The 18,513-nt window shown below is 72.3% G+C and carries 11 protein-coding genes; 5 read left to right on the top strand and 6 right to left on the bottom strand.

The annotated features are described in order from the left end of the window. Nucleotides 1-13: 13 nt before the first annotated feature. The 4 genes from ACIGXP_RS01550 to ACIGXP_RS01535 form a co-directional block, all read right to left on the bottom strand. Nucleotides 14-3,430: a CHAT domain-containing protein gene (locus ACIGXP_RS01550; protein WP_399762878.1), complete on the bottom strand. Its 3,417-nt coding sequence runs from the start codon at nt 3,428-3,430 to the stop codon at nt 14-16. A gap of 21 nt (nt 3,431-3,451) precedes the next feature. Further along, nucleotides 3,452-4,393 (bottom strand): hypothetical protein, encoded by a 942-nt coding sequence (locus ACIGXP_RS01545; protein WP_399762875.1) that lies wholly within the window; start codon nt 4,391-4,393, stop codon nt 3,452-3,454. A gap of 13 nt (nt 4,394-4,406) precedes the next feature. Next, nucleotides 4,407-4,826: a hypothetical protein gene (locus ACIGXP_RS01540; protein WP_399762874.1), complete on the bottom strand. Its 420-nt coding sequence runs from the start codon at nt 4,824-4,826 to the stop codon at nt 4,407-4,409. A 237-nt stretch (nt 4,827-5,063) separates the two neighbouring features. After that, on the bottom strand, nt 5,064-6,350 hold the full coding sequence (locus ACIGXP_RS01535) for a PAS domain-containing protein (protein ID WP_399762873.1): 1,287 nt from the start codon (nt 6,348-6,350) through the stop codon (nt 5,064-5,066). A gap of 326 nt (nt 6,351-6,676) precedes the next feature. Between ACIGXP_RS01535 and ACIGXP_RS01530 the strand changes: the two genes are divergently transcribed. Genes ACIGXP_RS01530 through ACIGXP_RS01520 form a run of 3 tightly spaced genes read left to right on the top strand, consistent with a single transcriptional unit; the run spans nt 6,677 to nt 11,429 of the window. Further along, nucleotides 6,677-8,050, top strand: a complete 1,374-nt coding sequence (locus ACIGXP_RS01530; RefSeq protein WP_399762871.1) for an acetyl-CoA carboxylase biotin carboxylase subunit family protein — start codon at nt 6,677-6,679, stop codon at nt 8,048-8,050. Then, entirely contained in the window at nt 8,047-10,059 is a 2,013-nt protein-coding gene (locus tag ACIGXP_RS01525) for a PEP/pyruvate-binding domain-containing protein (protein WP_399762870.1), read from the top strand. The genes ACIGXP_RS01530 and ACIGXP_RS01525 overlap by 4 nt, the downstream gene beginning before the upstream one ends. An 8-nt stretch (nt 10,060-10,067) precedes the next feature. Next, nucleotides 10,068-11,429: an MFS transporter gene (locus ACIGXP_RS01520; RefSeq protein WP_399762868.1), complete on the top strand. Its 1,362-nt coding sequence runs from the start codon at nt 10,068-10,070 to the stop codon at nt 11,427-11,429. 205 nt (nt 11,430-11,634) lie between these two features. Here ACIGXP_RS01520 and ACIGXP_RS01515 read toward each other — a convergent pair whose 3' ends face one another. Then, complete coding sequence (locus ACIGXP_RS01515) at nt 11,635-13,269, bottom strand: serine hydrolase (RefSeq protein ID WP_399762867.1); 1,635 nt, start codon at nt 13,267-13,269, stop codon at nt 11,635-11,637. Nucleotides 13,270-14,076: 807 nt separating this feature from the next. After that, nucleotides 14,077-15,072 (bottom strand): hypothetical protein, encoded by a 996-nt coding sequence (locus ACIGXP_RS01510; protein WP_399762866.1) that lies wholly within the window; start codon nt 15,070-15,072, stop codon nt 14,077-14,079. 89 nt (nt 15,073-15,161) lie between these two features. On the opposite strand from ACIGXP_RS01510, the gene ACIGXP_RS01505 reads away from it, so the two are divergent. Next, nucleotides 15,162-16,919 carry an FHA domain-containing protein gene (locus ACIGXP_RS01505; RefSeq protein ID WP_399762865.1) on the top strand — a complete coding sequence of 586 codons (1,758 nt, stop codon included), beginning with the start codon at nt 15,162-15,164 and terminating at the stop codon, nt 16,917-16,919. Continuing rightward, the gene (locus ACIGXP_RS01500) at nt 16,916-18,499 is read left to right on the top strand and encodes a protein kinase (protein ID WP_399762863.1); all 1,584 of its coding nucleotides are present in this window, start codon (nt 16,916-16,918) and stop codon (nt 18,497-18,499) included. Before ACIGXP_RS01505 ends, ACIGXP_RS01500 begins: the two co-directional genes overlap by 4 nt. The last annotated feature ends 14 nt before the right edge of the window (nt 18,500-18,513 follow it).

Below are 18,513 nucleotides of genomic sequence, written 5' to 3'. Positions count from 1 at the left end.
GCGCGCACCCTGTTCACATGCCGGTGTAGGTGAAGGCTGCCCAGTGGGTGGGGCCGGTGTGGGGCCGGGCGTTCTGCCAGAAGCGGCGGTGCAGTGCGGGCATCCCCGGCCTGGTCACCTCGGGGATGTCCGGGAAACGTCGCGCCTTGTCGCCGTTCGTGCTGTCGCGCACCCAGATCTGGGCCCGGCGCAGGGCCTGCGCAGGCTCCAGTCCCTTTTGGCGCCAGTTCTCGTAGAAGCGGGAGACGAGGAGGGTGGTGGTGATGTCCGGTACGCGCCACAGGCTGCCGACCACCCCGGCCGCGCCGGCCTCGCTCAGACCGGTCGGCAGTCCGACGGCCTCGTCGGGCAGGACGGTGCCCGACAGCGCGCTCTCGCAGGCGGACAGCACGGCGACCCGAGCCGACGTGAGGCGCTGTTCAAGCACGTCACGCAGCGTCAGTTCGCCCTGGGCCAGTAGCAGTGCACTGTCCAGCGGATGGTCAAGGTCCGCGATGCCGTGGCAGGCGAAGTGCAGGACGGGGTGCTCCGTCATCGCGGCCAGGACGTCGGGTACGGAGCAATCGGGGCCGGTCAGTCGCCGGTGGTGGCGGAAGCAGCCGAGGGCCGCGTTCACCTCGTGGCCGATCGTGGGGAGGTCCACGGCCCGCCCGGACCCGACGGCGTCGACCATCAGCAAGCTCGTCGGATCGGCCTCGGCCGCGAGTCGGCGGGCCACGTCGAGGGCCCGGGCGTTGGGCGCGTAGGTGAGGAGCATCTGGTCCAGGGCGTACCAGCGGCCGCTCGCCGTGGACGCGGGCCGCCAGGCGGCGTGCAGCGGCAGCAGGTTCAGCTCGCCGGCGGCCACGAGAACGGCGTGTCCATGCCCGTGGAGTGCCGTCAGCACGGGTGCCATGACCGCGTCCCAGAGCCATCGCGTGACGTCGTCCAGGCAGGTCTCCCATACGGTGGCCGACACCGAGCGGGTGGCTTGGGCGCCCAGGAAGTCGGTGGCCCGGGACGCGACGGCGCCCTCGGTGAGCGCGGGCAGGGCGACTGTGCGGACATCGCCGTCGACGACGAGGGCCTGCCCGCCGGCCGGTGCCGGGATCAGGTAGACCACGGGCGGGCCGTCGGGGGGCCGGGCCGGACGGTGGGCGTCCGTACTCCGCAGAAAGCCGGAGAAGCCGCTGGTGGCACGGATCGCGGTGATCGCCTGGTTCAGTTCCGTGCGCGCGGCGTCGTGGGCGTCGCGTCTGCGAGGCGCTCCCGGCCCGGTGAACGGGTGCTGTGCGTCGCCGGGATCGGCTCGTTCGAGGGCGGTGACGCGCTGCGCGGCCCGCTGGTAGCAGTCGGCGAGGGCGCCGTGTCCGTGGGCGCGCAGGCGGGACAGGTCCACGCGTTCGCGTTCCAGGACCTCGGACAGGACCAGGGCCCGGCCGTGTTCGAAGCCGGTGGCGGCCTGCGGGGGCCGTCCGGCCATGACCATGGCGAAGGCCGCTCGGGCTGGAAGCCGCTGGGCCATGCGCAGCCAGGTCTCGCGCTGCACCCGGGTGGTTTGCGCGCGCACCAGTCGGTGCATGGCCTTCAGCCCGATGGCGTACGCGCACGCGGACTCGTCCCACGCCTCGCGTTCGGCCGTCCAGTCACCCAGGGTACGGGCGGCGAGCAGCGCGACCTGGGGGTTGTGCACGAGTCCGATCCGGGCGGCGCGGCGCAGCGCCTCCGCGGCCCGGCGACCGTCCCGGGCGTGGGCGCCCTGGTCGTGGCGCAGCCGGAGGCCGACCGCCAGGTTGTACGAGAGGGCGGCCAGCTCGGCGCTGCGCGGCCGGACCGCGGCGATCGCCTGTTCGTAGTAGTGACAGGCGCGGTCGAGGTCGGCCGGGTCCCGGCGTGTCTCGTAGCGGTCGAGCAGGCCCGCGGCCAGGTTGCTCGCATGGAGCCACCACTGCGGGGAATGGCCCGGGGTGAGGTCGAACGCCTCCTGGGAGCGGGCCACGATGGTGTCCAGCAGGTCCGACCGGACGCGTTCCCCGTCGCGTGTGGTCGCCAGGCAGTCGGCGAGCGTGGCGAGGCGGCGGGCCCGTTCGGTGGCGTCGGCGCCGGTCATGTCCACCGCCTGCTCGGCGTACCTGACGGCACGACGCAGCTCCGTGCGGTCACCGGTGCGCAGAAAGCGTTGCCTTCGCGCCGATGCGAGCGTGTCCAGGTACATGGCCCGCTCCGGTGCGGTGGCCGGGGTGTTCTCGACGGCCTGTTCGCCGGCGTCGATCGCGAGGTCGAGGTCATCGAGGTCGCCGCTGCGGGTGTGCCGGGCGAGCAGGCAGCCCGCGTAGGTGTTGAGGCACCCAGGCCGCTCGTCGGGGGTGAGTTCCCGGAGGGCCAGCGCCTGCTCCACGGCAACGACGGCGCGCTCCAGGTCGGCCGGGTCGGCACCGCTCTCGTACGTCTGGAGGCGGGCGTTGGCGAGGTTGGCAAGTGCGCGGGGTCGTTGCGGGGCAGCCTCGTCGAGGGCGTCTAGCGCGCTCTCCAGGGCCGCCACCGCGTGGTCGAGGTCCTCGAACGCGCCGGCTGCCTCGTAGCGGTTGAGCAGGCCGAGGCCCAGGTTGTTGACGAACTCGGCCCGCGCCGGGTCGCCCTCGGGCACGAGGTCCACGGCCTGTTGCAGGGCGTACACCGCGGCGTCCGCGTCGGCGGAGGCCCGCTTGGCCTCGAACCGGGCGATCAGCACGTTTCCCAGCCCGGTGAACGCGCCGGCCCGGGTGAGGGCCTCGGCCGATGCGGTCCGCGAAGCGGCGGTGAAAGCGTCGACCGCCTCCGCCACATCCTGGAGGTCGCCGTTCCGCTCGTAGCGCCGCGCCAGGGCCGCCCCCAGGTTGGTGCGGTAGCCGGCGGCCTCCGCCGGGTCGGCGGCCTCGCCCACCGCCTGCCGCCACAGCGCGACGACCTCGTCGAGGGTGGGCCCGGCCGCGTCCGGGCCGGTGTCCGTCACCGGACTGGAGAACAGGAGGCGGGCCAGTCCGTCCAGGGCAGCCGTGCGCGCCTGCGGGGAGAGACGGTCGGCCTCGTACGGCACCAGCTCCAGGACCCGCCGCCATGCCTCCTCGGCGCGCGCTCGTTCGGTCCCGCTACCGCTGTCCTCGTAAGCGGCGGTGGCGGCGAGGGCGGTCTCCCAGGTGTCGGTGACTCCGACGGGGCGCCCCCGGAGCTCCCCGAAGGTCTCGGCCACGCCGACGACTCGGCACCGGTACAGCAGCCGCCGGTGGAAGGAGAAGACGTCGGCGGCCTGCCGGTCCTGGGCGCCCGCCGCCCGCTGCTCCCACTCCCGCAGCAGCTCCATGCTCGTGCTGCTGGTCAACTCGCCGTTTTGTCGGACCAGTTGCTCCGCCGCGTCGAGGGTTTCGGCGCCGATCAGGGCGGCGAGGCGGTCGGCCGGGCCGTTCTCCGTCATCCTGCTGCGTCCTCCTGGCCTCTATGACGTCGGCGGGTTCGGAGGCTCCGTACTGGTGAACGTCGGGCTCGTCCCGTCCAGTCCGCGCAGAAGGTAGCTCGTGACCGTGCGTCCCGTGACGCGCTCCTCGGCGGGGTTGGCCGGCAGCGGCCAGCGCAACTGGGCGTACAGCGCGCCCCGGTGCAGGTCGAATGAGGCTTCCAGCAGGTCGGCGAAGACCTCGGCCCTGACGGGAACCCATAGGAACGCCGCGGCGAGGGCGACGGCGAGTCCTGCGGGCAGGGCCCACGGAGTCCACGGGGTGAAGGCGATGAAGAGCAGCCCCCACACACAGGTGCCGACCGAGGTGTCCAAGGACCGCCGGGCGGCGGTCAGTTCTGTCCGTGTGACGTCCGGCAGCAGCAGCCACAGACAGGGCCAGACCACCACGGCGTCCAGCCCGTACTTGTCGATGGGGCGGGTCTCGGCAGCCCGCAGGGCGTTGCCGACCCGCGTGGGCAGCATGCGCGGACCGGAGGGGACACGCCGCAGGAGTTTGTCGACGGACGCGTAGCGTTCCCGCTGTTCGGGTGTCGCGCTGCCGTCGTGGATCGCCCCGGCGAGGGCCTGGAACTCGTCCCCCCAAGCGCCCGCCCTGCGCGACGCCCGCTGGACCAGCCGCCGGCACACGGGCCGCAGAGGGGCGGGCCAGTAGCCTTCCAGCAGGGTGAGCACGGGACCGGTCAGCCGGTCGACGACGACTCCGGAAGCGCCGACGGCGCAGAGCAGGGCGAGTACCATCACCGCCTGGGCACCGGCGGGTTGCCGTCCGAGCCAGCGTGCGGGTGCCTCCCACGCGTGGGCCCCGCCTCGGGCGAGTGTCCAGGCGAGCAGCCCGCCCAGCCAGAACAGCAGGGCGGGCAACGCGACCGCGGCCCATCGCTCGGCGAGCTTGCCGCCCACCCCCGACCAGAACGTCCCCATGGTCAGCGCGCCTTCAACTCGCCACCAGCTTGACTCCCGGATGATCGGGACACTCGGGGATCTCCTGTCCCACCGACGTGCGCCACCATGCATAGGCGCCGTCCTCAGGGCAGAGGTATCGCTGAGCGTCCACGGGATCGCCGCCGTGCGGATTGGCCAGCGGGGAGTATCCCCCCTTGTCCCCCGAGCGCACGGCTCTGTGCTGAAGGTCGGGAGGCAGATGCCGCTCGTCCTCCAGCACGGACGCAGCCCACGCGAGCGTCGCCGGCGATTCACCGAGCAGTTCCAGAACGGCTTCGCAGACGTCCACGCCGTCCCGCGCCCGGCCGAGCAGCGTGACGATCCGCCGGTCGAACCGCGACGCGTCCTCGCCGACCAGGCCCGGAAGATACGGCCGAATGGTCCGGGCCACGTCGAGGACCACCTCATCCATCCCTGCCCCGCTCTCCTCGTCATGCCTTCCTCGACAGGCTGCCAGAGGCGGCCCGGCATGTCGTACCGATCAGGACAATCCACCGGATCGGGTGGGACGAGCCACCGCTCGCGGCGAGGCGGGCGGCGACGAGCCCGGGGCGGGCGGCTCTCGCCACGGCGTTGGGTGTGCGGATCGGCTGCCATGCCAGCGGTGCGAGCGCCTTCTTCGGGCGGGGACCGGACGGGAGCGGAGCGTTCAGACCGGGCTTGCGGGGTTCGACGCCGTCGCGGACCGGGGCGGCCAGGTCTGTGATGAGAGGATGCCGAGCACGTAGGCTCGGGCGACCAGCGCCGGGCGGGTGGCGGCGTCGAGCAGGGCGCGCAGGCGGCTCAGGTGGTAGTCCAGCGTCTGCCGGGACAGGTGAAGCGTCCCCGCGATGTCGGCGTTGCTGTGCCCGGCCGCCAGCAGGGCGAGTATGCGGACCTGTGCGGCCGTCAGGTCCGGTCGGGCCTGATGGCGCAGGCCGAGGTGAGTGCCGACGGCCCACACGCCGGACACACCGGGTGTCGTACCGCACACGGTGCTCAGATGGATCCGGGTCCGGCGCCGCCAGCCGTCCCGGTCGACGAGTACGGCACAGGTGCGGGCGCTTCGGCGCCGGCCGCTGATCAGGTCGTCCCAGATCCGGTGCAGGGCGCTCCGTTCAGGTGTCCTGGCGAGCAGGGTGTCGGCCGGCAGGCCTATCAGGTCGGAGAGCCGGATGCGCAGGACGTCGGCGACCGCCGTGCCGGCCTCGCTGATCCGGCCGTCCGGGGTCAGGCGGACGCAGAGCAGTCCGCTGCGGTCGCGCAGGGCCTGTAAGTCGGCCTCGGCCTGGTGTCGTTGGTCCAGCACCCGGGCGTAGTCGGTGACGTCGACGTAGATGCCCGCGACACAGCGGGCCGCGCCCCAGCGGACGGGGAAGCGGTAGCCCGCCGCCCGGCCGGAGCAGCCGTCGACGCGCCGGTAGGTGAGGGTGTGACGCACCGGTCGGCCGCGGGTCAGGACCTCCTGGTCGAGTGCGAGGAACCGGGTGATGTCACCGGCTTCGTCGACGTCGGCGAGGTGACGGCCGATCACGGCGTCGCGCGTGGTGCCGTACAGCTGGGCGTAGGCGTGGTTGGCCCACAGGTAACGGCCTGTGGCGTCGCGTACGAAGGCCGCGGCGGGGGCGAGGTCGGCGAAGGCGGCGTACGGGTCGTCGTCCGGCCGGTCCACCACCTCGATCGCCATCCCCCTGCTGCCGTGCCGTCCCGGCCCGCCGCTGAGTTCCGGCCAGTGGACGTGGAAGGTTCTGCCCTCGAAACACGCGTGGTACGGGCCGCAGCCGGACGCGCTGGACGGGCCGCCGCCGTCCGCGTGGAGGGCCTCGAGGAAGCGCCGGGTGGTGCGCCGGTCGTCGAACGCGGCGCCCCCGCTGTCGACCACGCTCAGACCGCTGTCGGCTTCCCACCAGGACACCGCGAGGGGCTCGAGCAACGCTTTGAAATCAGCCTCGTCCACGTTCCACTCCTTCAACCCTGCACCACATCACCTTGGGTGATACCTCATGCGTATCCCCTGGGAGATGGGGCATGCGAGCGGGGCGGACGCTCCGCGCCGTGGCGTCGGCGGCGCTAGCGCATGACCGTACCTTCACCTCACGCGAATCGACGGCAGCAGTAAGGCATTTGCCTGAGTGCTTCGGGATTCTCGGTGTCTCGGACGCGGGCGGGTGCTGGTTCGCTTGAAGGAGAGGGCGTGATGGTGGTCGGTGTACCGACGCAGCCGCGGACCACACGCCGCGCGGCCATCTGCCCGCCCGACGACATCGAAGGAGTTGGAGTTCCGTGAGCAAGGTGCTGTACGTGCATGCCAAGGGCGGCCCTCCGGTGGGCCATGCCCTGAGGCGGGTGGCCGCGAGGTCCGCGGTGCACCTGCTGGCCCTCAGCGAACTGCCCGCCCCCGTGGCCCATGACGCGGTAGGGCTGTGCGCGTCGGTGGTCACACCCCGCGACGCCCGCGGTGGCGACCTGGTCGAGCTCATCACCGCCCGTGCCCGCGAGGTGGGGGCGGACGCCGTCCTCACCTTCTCGGAGTACGCGGTGGTCGCGGTCGCCGAGGCGTCCCGGCGGCTCGGGCTGAGGGGGGCCGGGCCCGCCGCCGCCCTCGCCCGCGACAAACGCCTGATGCGTGCCGCGTGGGAGCGCAGGGGCATACCGCAGCCGAGGTTCCGCGCCGTCACCGACGCGGCCGAGCTGCAGCGCGCAACCATGGAATTGTCATGTCCACTGTTATTAAAGGCGGCATGGAGCGCCGGTTCCACCGCACACCAGATCATCGAGCGGCCCGGGGACGCGCTGGACGCCTGGCGGCGGTCGCGCGCGGTGATGGCCGAGTCCGCGCTGCTCGGATTCGCGGAGCTGCACGTTCCCGGCGCCTCCGAGGACTTCATCGTCGAGGAGATCGTCAGCGGATGCGCCGAGGAGTGGTTCGACGGCCCCGGCTGGGGTGACTACGTCAGCGTCGAGGGCGTGGTCGTCGACGGAGAATTCCGTCCCGTCTGCCTGAGCGGGCGGATGCCGACGGTGGCGCCCTTCACCGAGCGCGCCGGTATCACCCCGGCCGCCGTGGGAAGCGACGCCCAGCACACCATCGTGGCCCTCACCCGGCGCGCCGTGGATGCCCTGGGACTGGAGAACTGCGGCACCCACACGGAGATCAAGCTGGGCAGGGAAGGCCGTATGTGGGTCATCGAGACGGCCGCGCGGTTCGGCGGTGCGATGACGGTGCCGCAGATCGAGGAGGTCTTCGGCCTGGACCTGGTCGGTATGTTCACCGACCACCTGCTCGGCGGCTCACCCGCCTGGCCCGCACGGGCGTTGACGCCCGACGATGCCACCGGCGCGGCCGGATCGCTGGTGGTCCTCGCCGTGCAGGGCGACGGCACCCCGTGGCCCCGCCGCCATCGGTGGGACTCCTCGGCGGTCGTCCGTTCGGCGCCGGTCGGCGCCGGCAGCACGCTGTCCGTCGTCCGCGAGAGCTCGCTGCCGGACGGGGCCCTCGTACCGGTCTACGAGCCTGCCGCCGGGGCCAACACCATGGCGGGCCTGTGCCTGTTGTCGGCGGACCGGCCGCAGTCCGTCGTCCGTGACTTCACCGCACTGGTCGACGCGCTGCCGGGCATCCTGCCCACGGACGCCACCGAGGGGGCACGGCCATGACCCACGCACCGCACAGGGCCGACATCCCCGACACGGCGGGCGACCGTACCGTCGTCGGCGCAAACCTCTCGCTGCCGTTGTTCCGCGCGCTGTCCGGCGTGCTCGCCGGACACCCGTACCTGAAGGTCGTGGTGGACCGGTCCGAGGACACCTGGCACCTGCTCGACACCCGGGTGCACCCCTTCCACGTCGACTACATCGCCACGCGCATCCTCGGCATGAGGATGGACGAACTGGACACGGACCTGGACGCGTTCAACGCCTCCGTGTACATGGCGCCTGACCGCCGCTTCCTGCTCGGTGTGTTGTCCCTGCACAGCGACGAGGACGCCGAGGGCTCCGAGCGGCCCTTCCTGGTCCTGGAGACGACCGAGGCGGACACCATGAACGCCGCGCTGCTGGAGGAGTTCTACCACTACGTGCGCGCGAGGGTGGACGGACGCCTCCCCCTGCTGCTGAAACCGGCGAACCACGGGCAGGAGCACGAACTCGCCTCGGTCGGTGAGGCACGCGTACCGCGCATCCTCAGCCAGGAGCTGTTCGGCAACCGGACCCGGACCTGCCTCAACCCGGGCGTGGCCGAAGGCCGGCTGCGCTACTTCCGTCATCCGGCGGAGTACCGCAGCGCCGCCCCACAGCTCGGCTGGGCGGACATCGTCGCGATGGCCGGCCTGCCCGACGACGTGCCCCGGGTGGCGGGATTCGTCAACACGGAGCCCACGACGCCGCTTTCGCACACCAACGTCCTGGCGTCGGGCTGGGGCATCCCGAACGCCATCGTCCGCGACCTGGACGCGCTGGTGCAGCAGGAAGGACTCGATGGCGCATGGGTCCGCTACCGGGTGTCCGAGGACGCCGTCACCCTGGAGCGGCTGTCCGCCGCCCCGGTCCTCGAGCGGCCGGTCTGGCACCAGCAGCGCATCCGCATTGAGGCACCCCTGCTGGACGAGGCGCCGGTCATGGCTCTGCACCGGCTGCGGCGCGACGACCGCGACAGCTACGGCACCAAGGCCGCCCACCTCGGTGAACTGCACCATGTCCTGGACAGCCGCACGGCGGACCTGACCGCGTTCTACGCACGCCCGCGCCCGCCGCGGCCCGATCTGCTCAGCCACCTGGCCCTACGGCTCGGTGAGCCGGAAGCGCCCGTGGAACGGCTGCAGGCCGCGGCGGCCGAACGCGTGGCGGCCACCGTCCGGGCACCCGAGGGGGTGGCGCTCCCGTTCCGCCTGCACCATCTCTTCCTGACCTCGTCGCCCGCTCTGCAACAGGGCATCGGCAAGCTGAAGATGGCGCTCGAACTCGAAGCGCTCGACGTGATCGACTCCCTCTGTCTGGACCTGCAGCGCCTGATGCACAGCACGCCGATCCCCGACGAGGTGGCACGCGCCGTCACTGGCGCGGTGCCGGCTCTGCTGGCCGACGGATGTCGTCTGGTGGTGCGCTCGTCCTCCAACGCCGAGGACCTGCCGGGATTCTCTGCGGCCGGGATCTACGACTCGGTGACCACCGTGCGCGGAGCGGAGCAGTTGCTGGACGCGGTGCGGCAGGTGTGGACGTCGTTGCTGTCGCCGCGGAGCGTACGCCTGCGGCACGAGGCCGGCATCGTCCTGGACGACACCTACATGGGAGTGATCATCCAGGAGTATGTGCCCGCCGACCTCGGGGGTGTGCTGGTGACCTGCAACCCGACCCGGCGTGAGGACTTCCGCAACGTGTACGTCAACTGCACCGCCGGTTCGCCGGAGCGGGTGGTCGACGGCAAGGTCCTGCCCCACCAGTACTTGTACAACACGGTCGAGGGCGGCGGGCGCACCGTGGACGTCGGCTCGTCGGGTGAGGACCTCCCGGCGGACACGCGCACGGCACTGGGCGAACTGGCCCTGGTGGGGCGCCTGCTGCAGTCCCACTTCAGTGAGGGCGACCCCGACGACGCCCTGGACATCGAGTGGCTCATGACCGCCGAGGGGGCGTTCCATCTGGTCCAGGTCCGCCCGTACGCCCGGTGAGGCGCTCCATGACCTGTGTGTGGCGCCGCTGCGCGGATCCGGCCATGACCCCGGCCGCCCGCCGGATCATCCGCCTCAACAACGGGTTCCAGCTGCTGTTCAACCTGTTGTGGTGGATGCCCGTGTTCTACGCCTACCAGCGTGCCGCGGGCCTGTCGGACGGCCAGATCTTCGGCATCCAGAGCATCTACTACATCGCCTTCTGCTTGTTCGAGATACCCACGGGAGTCGTCGCCGACCGCGTCGGTGCCCGCAACTGCCTGCGCGCGGGCGCGGTGGTCATGACGGCGGCGAACATGGTGCCGGTGCTGGCGCCCTCGTACACGGGCTTCCTCGTGCACTTCCTCGCGATCGCCGCCGGACGCTCCCTGACCTCGGGCGCGGCGAGCGCCTGCCTGTACGACGGCCTGCGTGCCGAGGGAGCGGACGCCCACTACCTCAGGGCGGAGGGCACCGCGCGTGCCCTCGGGCTCGCCGCCAAGGTCGTCTGCTGGCCGCTCGTCGGACCGCTGATGTCAGTGGCCCACCAGTCGCCGTACGTGCTCAGCGCGGCGAGCGCTGCGGGCTCTCTCGGCTGCGCCCTCGCCCTGCCCCGGATCGCCGCCGGTGACCCGGGCGCGGGGGCGGGCACTGCTGGGCCGCGGAGCGGAACCCTGCTGCGGGACACGGGCGCTGCCCTGCGCGCCCTCCGGTCGTCACCGTGGCTGGCCCTGCTCATGGTGCAGGGCGTGGCGGTCTTCACGCTGTCGCGGATCTGCCAGGTCAATCTGTTCCAGCCGGTGCTGCTCGAACACGGCATCGCGGAGAGCAGCCACGGCAGTGTCCTCGCGGCGATGACGGTCGCCGAGGCAGTGGCCTCCGCCCGGCCCCAGTGGCTGAGCGCGCGGCTGTCGCCCGCGGCCTGGGTGTCCCTGCTGAGCGTCGCACTCGCCGCCGCACTCGCCGGCACCACTGTCGGTGGCCCCTGGGCCGTGGTCGGGCTGCTGTGCGCGTTCGCCGCGATCACCGGCTTCGGCTATCCGGTGCAGCGCAAGCTCATCAACGACGCCATACCGAAGGGGGCCCCGCGTGCCACGCTGCTCTCGGTGGAGAGCATCGTGGACCGCGGGGTGTGTGCGGTGGCCGCGGTGGCCGCGGGCGCGTATCTGGCGGCAGGCCGGCTCGACGCGCTGCTGTGGCAGTCCGCCGCGGTCACCTGTGTGCTGATGCCGGCGCTTCATCTGGCCCTGCGCCGCGTGACTCCGGCGACGGCCGCGCGTGCGACCCCTGGAACACATGGCGCCGAGGCGGTCTCCGCCAAGGCAGTCGCACAGCCGGTGGAGGAGCCCGTCGCGCTGCCCGTCGACGAGGGTCTGGCCCCGCATCCCTGAGTGACGTCGAGGGCCAGGGGCGGTACCCACCGGCCGATGCCGGTGACCGTGGAGCCGTTCTGTGTGGGCGAGTCGTAGCTCGCTGGACCGGGAGAACAGCGTGCCGGTGCCGGAGGTCGCGTGGTTGAGGCCGTAGGCCTTGTACGCCCGCTTCCACACGGCACCGGTCACACTCGGCGAGAATTCGCTCTGATGACGAGGGGGCTCAGCGGGTGAAGGTGCCCAGTCCGTTGGCGTCGAGGTGCTCGATGGTGACGCTCATGGCGTTGCCGGAACGAGGGTGGAACGTGACGCCGGACAGGCCGACGGCGTTCTCGCCCTGTGTCTGGTAGCTGAACGTGTCGCCCGTGTAGTGCCTCAGGGGGAACGACATCTTGCGTGGGCCCAGTGTCATGCTGAGGTTGCCCCTCTTGTCACTGGTGACGGTGACCGGCCCGTAGTACGCGTTCGCATAGGTGCCCGTATAGACGTCGTCCGCCTTGGCCGGTGTGGCGTGGGCAGGCGGCTTGGCGTAGTTCGTGGGGGAGATGCCCGTGTACACAGCGGCCTTCACCACCTTCGCGTAGAAGGGCAGCCAGTCGACGGTCTGCCTGCCGTTCCGGGCGATGTCGAAGAACGCGGCGGCCACCGCCTCGGGCACGCCGACGGGCTGTCCGTTCGTCAGTACGACGATGCCGAGCCGCTCGCCGGGCAGCAGGGTGACCTCGGTCGCGGCGCCCAGCTCGAAGCCGCCGGAGTGACTCAGACGCAGCTCCCCGTCCTGGTCGTAGCCGACATCCCAGCCCAGCCCGTAGAAGCCGGGCGTACCCGCCGGGGCGAGTGGGGCCATGGCGACGATGTGGGGGATGCGGGTCTGGTCCAGGGCTGCCGGATCGACCAGCTGCTTCCCGCCGAAAGCGCCGTTGTCCAGTTGCAGGCGCATCCACTTGGTGAGGTCGTCGACCGTGGAACTCGCACCGCCGGCAGGCGCCTGGCTGTCGGCGTTCTCCGTGCTGGAGGGCTTCCAGCGGCCGTCGACCTCGACGTGCGCCGACGCCTTGTCGGCGGCCTTGTCGTAGTCGACGCGCCGGTAGCTGGAGTGATCCATCCCCAGAGGTCTGAACAGCGTGTTCGCCGCCAGTTGCGGCCAGTTGCTCTTCGCCGCGTCGGCCACCGCCACACCCGCCGCGGTGAAGCCGTAGTTCGTGTAGGCGTAGCTCGCGCGGAAGGCAGCCAGTGGCTCCAGCCGCAGGCGCTGCAGAATGTAGTCGCGCTGGTAACCCAGGTCCTCCAGCAGGTCACCAGCGTGGTCAGGGAGTCCGCTGCGGTGCGAGAACAGGTCCGCGACCGTCACGTTCTCGGTCACGTACGGGGTTTTGAGCGCGAAGCCGGGATCATGGCCAACCACCGGATCGTCCCAGCCGACGACCTTGCGCCCCACGGTCCCGGCGACGACGGTGGACGACAGCGGCTTGGACAACGACGCCAGCTGGAAGACCGTTTCGGGGTCGACCTTGTCGCTCTTGCCCAGTTCGCGGACGCCGAAGCCCCTCTCGTACACGACCTTGTCCCGGTAGACGACGCCCACGGCGACCCCCGGCACTCCGGTCTGCCGCATGGCGTTCCCCACCAAGCCGTCGAGCCGGCCGACGGCGGTCATCACCTGCGTCCGCGTCAATCGAGGTGGTGGCTGCTTCGGTGGCGTGGGGGCGAGCGACGCAGCGGCGGACGGACTGCTGGTGATGGCGTCCGTCCTGCCGGCACACCCTGACAGGACGGCCCCGAGCACGACCGGACACAGCACCGCCGCGCCCAGCCGGGCTTGCCGGCGCAGCCTGCTCCTGCGACTCCGATTCGCCATGATCCGCTTTCCTCGCGCTCAGGGCTCCCAGGGGCCTGCATGGCGATCTCGCGGTCGTCCGCGAAACGAACACGCCTGGCGCCCGTTCCATACTCACCACAGCGGTGGACCGCGGCACTCGGGCATCGCCGAACGGGTGAGAAGCGAGCGCCATGAGGCATCACCTGGAGTGCGTGGCGACCTTCGATGAACAGAACCTGAGCGGATGCTGCCGCTCATCGACCCCGACGGTCTGGAGAAACCGGGCGACGCTCCGGGGCAGCGTGGGCCGACAGGGGCCCGCTCCGGCTGTTCGCCATCTCGGCGGCGGGTCGCTGGGTCGGTGGCCATTTCTGATCGGTGGGTGCTCGGCGCCTCCGGGGTGCCCGGCACCCGGAAACTGCCCTGCTCGCTGCTCTTGCGCCGCCCATGCCAAGGCTCTATAACGTCTCCTGCAGGTATCGGCGGGGATGGCCGGAAATGGCAGTTGCCGCCGACCAGGGGGATCCTCGGCTCCGCCGCGATCGGCATCAGTGCCCGCAGACCGACGGAGACCGAACCATGACCGACGACGCATACCGTGCTGCCCTGACCCGCCTGGCCGTCGACCCGGCCTTCCGCGCCGAGCTCGACGGCGACACCGACGAGGTGGCGCGAAGACTCGGCCTGTCGTCCGCGCAGGTCGCCGAACTCCGCTCCGTCCGCGTCGAGTCCGGCACCGACGGGGGACCGGCCGCTCTCGACCCACGGCTGTCCAAATCGTCCCTGTTCTTCGGAAGCGCGGCGCATGCGCTGGCGCACCACGACGTCCCGGCCGACCACGCCGTATCAACCGATCACGCCGTTCCGGCGGACCAGGTCTCCGGCGACCACGACGCCGGGGGCCCGGCCTCCGCCGGCCACTCGTCGGAGCTGCCGGATCCCGCCGCCGGTCAGGGGGGCGTCGGCGGTGTCGACGTGGCGTCGACCGGTTCCCACAGCCTGCTCGGCGGCCCGCTGCTGGACCGGTCGCCCGTCGAATCGGCCGGTGGTCAGGGACAGTTCGGAGATTTCGGCGACTTCGGCGACTTCGGCGGCTTCGGCGGTTTCGACGAGCACGGGAACGCGGGTACGGACGCGGACCTCGGCGGGCTCGGTGGGCAGGTCGGCGGGGGTGCCGAAGGGGGCTTCGGTGACTTCGTCGCCGGGGGCGACGGCGGGTTCGGCGGAGCCGAGGGCGGCTTCGGCGGCTTCGGTGATGGGGGACTGGGCGCCGGCGGGTTCGGTGATGGTGGATTCGGCGAGGGCGGCCTCGGTGGCGGCGGTCTCGGTGACGGTGGGTTCGGTGATCTCGGTGGCCATGGCGGCTTCGGCGGTGCCGGTGGGGACGGCGGCTTCGGCGGTGTAGGCGGTGAAGGCGGCAGCGACGCCGGCCACTTCGGTCACGGGGGCATCTACGACCGCGACGGCGGCGATGGTGGCGGTGACAGCGGTGGTGGTGAGGGTGGTGGTGACCCGGAGAACACCAACCGTCCCAGTGGTGGCGGTGGTCATGGTGGTGGTGAGGGTGGCGGCGGTGGTGGTGAGGGTGGTGGTGACCCGGAGAACACCAACCGTCCCAGCGGTGGCGGTGGTCATGGCGGCGGTGACGGTGGTGGCGACGGAAACGGCGGAGGCAGCCAGGAGAACGTCGGTCGGCGTCCCGGCGGTTTCGGTGAGCCCGGCGGTGGCAACCGCATCATCGTCCAGGGTGGCCTGCCCGCCTCGGGCGAGGATGGCAGCGGTGATCACATCATCGTCCAGGGCGGCCTGCCCGCCTCCGGCCTCGGAAACGCCGCCACGCACCTGCCGGACTCCGGCCCCGCCACGGATGCCGACGCAGGCTTCGACGGAGGAACGTTCGCCAGCGGTTCCGGCGCGGGCTGAGCCACCGCATGCTCTGCCACCTCTGCCGCGTCCACGTGCGGCGCGACTTCCCGTACTGCCTGCACTGCGGCACCCCTCGCCGGGGTGCCGCCCCGACGTCGTACGCCGCGCCCCAGCTGCGCGGCCTCGACGACCCCACGCTGCTCGTCGCGCTGACCCGACCTGTCACCACACTGGGCCGGGGTGAGGACAACGACGTCGTCCTGTCCGACGGCAGCGTCTCGCGCCGCCACGCCCGTATCCTCCGCACCGCCGAGGGCTTCCGGATCGAGGACCTGGACTCCTTCAACGGCATCGCGGTCGGCGGTGTCGAGCTGCACGGCGGCGCAGCCGGCCTCGCCGACGGCACCGAGCTGTCCGTCGGTGACGTACGCCTGGTGTTCGAGCAGCCCCGCGACGCCCGGATCGGCTCCCGCACGATGGTCGTCGGTACCCAGCTGACCCATCTGCCCACCGCCGGACAGGAGGAGGCCCCGGAGGCGAACGGCCCGCTCACCGCGCGTCCCCGACGGCGTTCCGGCTGGGCCCTCAAGCAGGTCCCCACCGAACGCGGGGCTCCCCGCTGGGTGCTCAGCAGCACCCGCACCGGCCGTTATCTGGAACTGGACGAGCGCCAGGTCTTCCTCTGGCACGCCGTCGACGGTGACAACACCGTACGGGACCTGCTGTTCGCCTACGCCGACCGCTACGGCGAACTCGCCCTGCCCCGCATCGAGTCCGCGCTGACCGCGTTCGCGGAAGCCGGGTTGCTGCGCGGCCTGCCCGGCCGGCCGGAGGAGGAGCGGCCGAAGGGCTGGCGGCGCGCGGCGAGTGCCGTGTACCGGGCGCTGCTGAAGCTGGAGGTCTCGGTCCCGGGCCTCGACCGACTGGTGACCCGGCTCTACCGTGCCTTCGGCTGGCGGCTGTTCACCCGGACCGGGGTGCTGCTCGCCTGGCTGTCGGTCGCCGGCGGCCTCGTCGCGTTCTTCGCCGCCCAGGGCCGGCACCACCTGCTGGACTTCGGCGGAGCGGGCGTGTGGGGCCCGGTCCTGCTGGCCGCCGGATACGTGACCGCGCTGCTCGTCCACGAGCTGACGCACGCGCTGGCCGTGAAGTCGTACGGCCGCAAGGTCCGGCGCGGCGGGTTCCTGCTGATGATGGGCATGCCGTTCGCGTTCGTGGACACCAGCGACATGTGGTTCGGCTCCCGCTGGTCACGGGTCGTGGTGGCCCTGTCCGGGCCGCTGTCCACGGCGGCGCTGGCCGGCTGGTGCGCCACGGGCGCGGCCCTGCTGCCCGCGGGACCCGTCTCGGCCATCCTCTACCACCTGGCCTTCGGCCTCTACCTGAACACCCTCTACAACTTCAACCCGCTGATGCCGCTGGACGGTTACCAGGCGCTGACCGACGCCCTGCGGGTGCCCCGGCTGCGCGAGGAGGCGAGCGCCTACTTCCGCACGGGACTGTGGCGAGACCTGCGCGCGGGCAACCGGCCCGGCCCGCGCCAGGCGGGCATGGCCGCCTACGGCCTCGCGGTCGTCGTGGGCACCTACGGCTTCCTCGCCCTCGCCCTGCTGGCCTGGCGCTCCCGGATCGGCGACCTGCTCGATGGCCGGCTGGCCGAGCCGTGGACCACGGTGATCGAGGCGGCCGTCGTCGCCCTGGTCGCCTTCCCGGTGTGGTCCGCGCCCGTGCGCTGGCTGCTGCGCCGGGTACGGCGCCGACGGGACGCGAAGGACGTACCGCAGGGCACCGGGCTCCCCGCGCCGGTGGAGGGGACGGCATGACCCAGGACACGCACGCCGACGGCGGCTGGACCGTACCCGGCTACGAGGCCGTCCGCGCGCTCGGCGAGGGAGCGGGCGGCCGGGTCGTCCTCGCCCGGCACACCACGACCGGTGTGCCCGTCGCCATCAAGTACCTGAGCGAGCGCCTGCGCGCGGACCATGAGTTCCTGGCCCGTTTCCGGGCCGAGGCCCGGCTGCTCGGCGAGCTGCGGCACCCGTGCGTGGTGCGGCTGTACGAGTACGTCGAGGCACGCGCCGGTGCCGCGATCGTGATGGAGGCGGTGGACGGCGTCAGCCTGCGCCACCTGCTGCGCCGGCACGGGGCGACCGGCCCCGAGGCCGCGCTCGTCCTGCTCAAGGGCTCCCTGCTCGGGCTGGGCGCGGCCCACACGGCCGGGGTGGTGCACCGCGACTACAAGCCGGAGAACGTCCTGGTCCGCGCCGACGGCACCAGCGCGCTCGCCGACTTCGGCATCGCGGTGCGCAGCGGCCGGGAGACCGAGGCCGCGGGCACGCCCGCTTACATGGCGCCGGAGCAGTGGAACGGCGAGCCCGCCGGCCCGGCGGCCGACGTCTACGCGGCGTCCGTGGTGTTCTTCGAGTGCCTGACCGGCCGGCGGCCGTTCCCCGGTGACGACGTGACCGCGCTGCGGCTGCAGCACCTGCGCGCACCGGCCCCGCTGGAGGACGTACCCCCGCCGGTGCGTGTGCTGCTGCGCGCGGGTCTGGCGAAGGACCCGGCGGACCGGCCCGACGTCGGGACGTTCCTCGCCGACCTTGAGCGGTCCGCCACCGAAGGCTATGGCGCCGGCTGGGAGCAGCGCGGCCGTCGCAGGCTGGCCGAACTCGCGGCGCTGCTCGCCCTGTTGTTCCCGTTCACCACGACCGCCGCGCTCGACGGCTCGGCCAGTGCGCTGACCCTGTTGGGCCGACTGAAGCGAGGGGGATGGAAGGTGGCGACCGGCGGGGTGGCCGCGCTGGTGGTCGTCACGGGCGGAGCGACGTACGCGACGGGCCGCCCGCACGACACGTCGACGACGGTGGCGAGTTCGACCCCGTCATCCCCGTCATCCCCGTCACCGGTCGACTCGCCCACCGAGCCGGGCGCTTCACCTTCCACATCCGCCTCGCCGACCGCAGCCCCGCCCACGGCCGACGCACCGCCCTCCGTCACGCCCGCGGACAACCCGTCGCCCTCGCCGACCCCGTCCACGGAGACGACCGCACCGGCCGAGCCGCCGGCCACCGCGTCCCCGAGCGTGGCCACCCCCGGCACGGTCACCCTCACGATCGGCTCCTGGCAGCGCGGACAGAAACCGGGCACGCTCATCGCGGCGGTGTCGGTCGAGACGACGGGCACCGGTCCGCTGACCGTCACCGCGAACTACTACGTCGACACACCCGCCGACCCGTACGGCTCCCAATCCCGGCCCCTGTCCGGGAGCACGCGGTACGACCTGACCTTCGAGGCCGATTTCTCCAACCACCCGTGCCGGGGCACCTGGGACGTCACGCTCAGCAGCGACCCGGCGGCAGCGAACGGTCCCCAGACAGCCTCCCTGGACGCACCGCCGTGCTGACCATGCTCCCGACG

This window comes from Streptomyces sp. NPDC053069 (assembly GCF_044546895.1).
Lineage (GTDB): Bacteria > Actinomycetota > Actinomycetes > Streptomycetales > Streptomycetaceae > Streptomyces.
The sequence above is the reverse complement of the archived record's forward strand: the minus strand, read 5'-3'. Positions and strand labels throughout refer to the sequence as shown.